Source organism: Vibrio sp. D401a (genome assembly GCF_030248515.1).
Lineage (GTDB): Bacteria > Pseudomonadota > Gammaproteobacteria > Enterobacterales > Vibrionaceae > Vibrio > Vibrio rotiferianus.
Genome location: NZ_JAHGAI010000017.1, coordinates 1 through 3,441 on the forward strand (window position 1 = coordinate 1; position 3,441 = coordinate 3,441).

A 3,441-nucleotide genomic window follows, 5' to 3' on the forward strand; every position below is an offset into this window, starting at 1 on the left:
CAGTTTGTTATGCCTTTACTTAAGAAACCGTAATAGCTTACCAACATTTACTTTGAGAGCTCCCCATTTAAATTCTCCAACACTCACTGCCCCCTCTAGTATCTCAACTTCATCATTTTTTAGGCTCTTTAGAAGTAGAAGTTCATTAGTCTTATTCGATAGTTCACCATTCAAATGAGATATTGTGGCATTCTTAAGTTCAATAACTGACTCTTTCATTTGAATTTGAAGTTTATAATTTTCTACTTGATTAACCAAAATCTGATAGTTAGATCGTTCTAGGGCAGTCATGCTTATAAAATCGGCGGGTAGGAGCTCTGAGTATGGCAGCGATAGGTATTGATATAGTAATTTCTCAATATCCGAAAACAATTCAGCCACTTTAGGTTCAATAATAAGAGACGTTTCACCTGCTCTGCACTCTGTTGTCACATCTGCTTGAATATCTAAAGAATTTAGTAACTCGCCAAACCACATTAAATACTGAGCACATACTACTTCGTACCCTTTAGGAAATTCAAATATTTTAACTATCGAATCTTGAGCTTTTTCTTTTGAAATTTTAATCAATAATGTTTCATAAGCCATTTGACATTTATCAATCATGGCATCTATTTGGTTTTGTATACTTCCTGCGCTAATATGAATAACGACATTAACAGCAGCCCACCCATCCTGTAGTTGGTCAATAGCTTTGGATTCAAGCCCTAATGCCTTGATTTCTGATGCATAAAGTTCGAGAAAATCTCCAACTAGAATCGGATTGTCCCAGTTCTCCCAACGAAAAGTGACTGCGAATTCGACTTCAAGAAAATCAACGTGACGTTTTACCTCTATAAAATCCACCAATTGAAAGCTCTCACATACATATTCATTATAGAAATGTAAGCCCTTCGGGATATCATCAACCTCGCAAGAAAGAATTTTAGGTAAAAGCCGCTGATCGATATCTTCACTATAAAATTCGAGCTCTTCAGTCGTAGCACTTCTCTCTACTACCTCGACTACGATGGAATCATCTTCAATGATGGTTAAGCTCTTATCAGTCTTTTTAAATTCAATACTACTCATAAATATCCTATAGAGGTATAACGCCCTGTTAAGGTGTGAGCAACGCAATACCAAAGCCGCCGCATACCACCTTAAACACTAAACGCAACGCATAGTAAAAATGCCATGCGTTGCGAATCACTCTTAAACAGTTTGTTATGTAACTTTATTCGTCGTGAGTCAACGAATTGATTTTTCTTAGAAAAACAGGGTCACTATCCAAGGTAAAACACTTCACGAGTAAAGGAGAAGTATCCTTCTTATACTTAACCTCTGGCTCATAATTTTTCACCAATCGAGATACTTCAACGAATGTTTCTGGTGCCAGAGAACTCGTCTGAACTATACCCGAAGATATATTTCTAATATCGTTTAAGTCATAGTTTTTATGCTGAAAGTACTGATATAAGCAATTTGCTTTAGCAAATTGAATTAACTGCCCGTTAATAGGGACTCGTGTATTAGAGCTGGCGCTTATAGGTAATGAAACAAGTATAATAATAAAAGCAATTACCCTTATCATGCGCACTCCCAGAATAAAACTTTATGCGTAACTGATGCATACCCTTCATATACACATTTTTTTCCATCCCACAAATCAGCGTGCCCTGTCGCATCACTCCACCCATTTACTTGATAGATAATAATACCTTTGCGCCCTTTAATTTTTTCCAAATGCTCTTCTGGGGTCAACACCTCTGGGCTGAAGTATTTTTCTGATAGATATTTCGTAAGAATCTTTACACGGAAAATATACCAAAACTTATTTTGTCCAGAAGACACTTGGAGACTCATTTTACCTTCCGGTCCAATAGCGTTATAGCGAGGAATTTTATGCTCTACCCCGCTCCCGTTAAGAGCTTTTGAAACTCTTATAGCACAAGCGTTAGAAAATATACCTAGTTCATAGTTTAAGCCCACTTTACCACCGATCTTTTCAAACACCACATTAGCAGGTAAAGCTGGGTAATTGGCACGTAGTTTTTCCCATGTTGGTAATTTCATCTCAACCTCAATCCACAGTAATAATCTTGTGACTGACAATGTAGAGCTGTTCCAGACGCATGTAAAAACGAGAAAGCCACATTACGGTAGAGATAACAAAGCGTTGAAACTGATGAGCCTTGAAGTTACATAACGCCTTGTTAAGGTGTGAGGCACGCAATACCGAAGCTGCCGCATACCACCTTAATCACTAAAACCAACGCATAGTAAAAATGCCACACGTGCCGAATCACTCTTGAACAATTTGTTATACGATTTCTCACAACGAGCGCTGAAAGAGACCTTTTTGGGCTTTGAAACCTAATTTTTCAAACAGAGCTTTAGACCGAAAGTTACCTTCATCAATGTCTGCATACAATTTTTCAATGCCCACAGATTTTGCGTGAGAAAATAATAAACTGAGAGCTTCCAACATATAGCCTTGTCGCCAATATGCTGAATTAAGTAAGCATCCAACCTCACATGAACGACCACAATCACTAAAACTATGTAAACCGCAAGTTCCAATAACTTTGTTGGTCGATTGCTCTAAAACTGCCCATTCCAGCGATTCACCCGACTTTTCTAATTGGGCGACGCTTTCTAGCATCTGGAATATCAAATCTTTCGATGGAAAAACCGGATCTGAGGCAAATTCCATTGTTTGAACATCACCATAAATTTCAAACAAGTCATCAGAATCTTCCATTTGAATTGACCTCAATACAACCCTACTTCCGTGTAAATCAGGCTTCATTTTTCTCCTTAATCGTATAACGCCCAATTAAGGTGTGAACCACGCTACCACCACACTCAACGTGGACACCATAAACACTGAACTAACCCCAAACCGAAAATGCCAAGCGTGGTGAATCACTCTTAAATTGTTTGTTATACGGTATCTACATTAAGTGAAGGAAGTCTAACCTTACTAAGTAAGAGTCACCAACATCAATAAACTCCCAACCAGATGTAAGATCGCTAAACTCATTGTTCAGCGGAACATCATATAAAAATGAATAATTAAAAGATGACTCAATTTCATAAATTTCTGGTTGGCCACTTCCAGGCATTAATTTAGGGTTTGAATAGGTAATATCAGGATGTGCTTGCCTAAAAATCGTACCTTCACAGAAATGATCATTTTCGACTTCATTTCTAAATGTCTCGGGTGTAAAAGCCTCTCCGAAAGAAGGAGCTAAATCAATCTTCGAGAATGCCATGTCCCACTGCCCTTTGGAGATTAATTCAAACCACTCAATTACAAATTCTTCGAATAAAACAACTGGTTTCTTTCCGTTTTTGTAAATCATAAACCCCTGCCGTATAACGCCCTGTTAAGGGGTGAGCAACGCAATACCGAAGCCACCGCATAACACCTTAAACACCAAAACCAACGCATAGTAA

The 3,441-nt window shown here is 38.1% G+C and carries 4 protein-coding genes; all 4 read right to left on the reverse strand.

Going from position 1 to position 3,441, the window contains the following annotated elements; genetic code table 11:
- Positions 1 to 15 precede the first annotated feature (15 nt).
- The gene (locus KIV41_RS08350; protein ID WP_252040566.1) at positions 16 to 1,071 is read right to left on the reverse strand and encodes a hypothetical protein; all 1,056 of its coding nucleotides are present in this window, start codon (positions 1,069 to 1,071) and stop codon (positions 16 to 18) included.
- Positions 1,072 to 1,569: 498 nt separating this feature from the next.
- Positions 1,570 to 2,055, reverse strand: a complete 486-nt coding sequence (locus tag KIV41_RS08360) for a type VI secretion system amidase effector protein Tae4 (RefSeq protein ID WP_041061605.1) — start codon at positions 2,053 to 2,055, stop codon at positions 1,570 to 1,572.
- A 259-nt stretch (positions 2,056 to 2,314) separates the two neighbouring features.
- Positions 2,315 to 2,791 (reverse strand): GNAT family N-acetyltransferase, encoded by a 477-nt coding sequence (locus KIV41_RS08370; protein WP_154204511.1) that lies wholly within the window; start codon positions 2,789 to 2,791, stop codon positions 2,315 to 2,317.
- A 145-nt stretch (positions 2,792 to 2,936) separates the two neighbouring features.
- The gene (locus KIV41_RS08375) at positions 2,937 to 3,347 is read right to left on the reverse strand and encodes a hypothetical protein (protein WP_045386035.1); all 411 of its coding nucleotides are present in this window, start codon (positions 3,345 to 3,347) and stop codon (positions 2,937 to 2,939) included.
- Positions 3,348 to 3,441: the final 94 nt, after the last annotated feature.

What these genes read in the sequence shown, in the direction of transcription:
- KIV41_RS08375 (WP_045386035.1), bottom strand. Translation starts at nt 3,347, where the DNA reads ATGATTTACAAAAACGGAAAGAAACCAGTTGTTTTATTCGAAGAATTT.
- KIV41_RS08350 (WP_252040566.1), bottom strand. Translation starts at nt 1,071, where the DNA reads ATGAGTAGTATTGAATTTAAAAAGACTGATAAGAGCTTAACCATCATT.
- KIV41_RS08370 (WP_154204511.1), bottom strand. Translation starts at nt 2,791, where the DNA reads ATGAAGCCTGATTTACACGGAAGTAGGGTTGTATTGAGGTCAATTCAA.
- KIV41_RS08360 (WP_041061605.1), bottom strand. Translation starts at nt 2,055, where the DNA reads ATGAAATTACCAACATGGGAAAAACTACGTGCCAATTACCCAGCTTTA.